The following is a 251-nucleotide window of genomic DNA, read 5'->3' as shown; positions in this document are numbered from 1 at the left end:
GTATTACGACCTTTAATGAAGGTTATTCTATTAGCGGTGCGATGGTCACAGCCGCTAATAAAGTGATTGCCGTTCTCGATTCATCGAAATTTAACCGTCGCGGTTTTAATCAGGTACTACCAATCGAAAAAATTGACATTATTATTACCGATGATGCTGTGTCAGAGGTGGATAAACTGGCATTGCAGAAGACGCGGGTAAAATTAATTACGGTGTAGTATTGTTCTGTATGCCGGATAAGGTGTTTACAC

1 pseudogene is annotated in these 251 nt (G+C 40.2%); it reads left to right on the top strand.

Annotated features, from left to right (window positions below):
- Positions 1–218 (top strand): annotated as a pseudogene (locus V5P19_RS24115) (transcriptional regulator); the annotation flags it as partial.
- Positions 219–251: the final 33 nt, after the last annotated feature.

It is taken from the genome of Enterobacter sp. UNJFSC 003 (genome assembly GCF_036903355.1).
Taxonomy (GTDB): domain Bacteria; phylum Pseudomonadota; class Gammaproteobacteria; order Enterobacterales; family Enterobacteriaceae; genus Enterobacter.
Note: the sequence above shows the minus strand (reverse complement) of the source record. Positions and strands in the feature narration are given on the sequence as shown.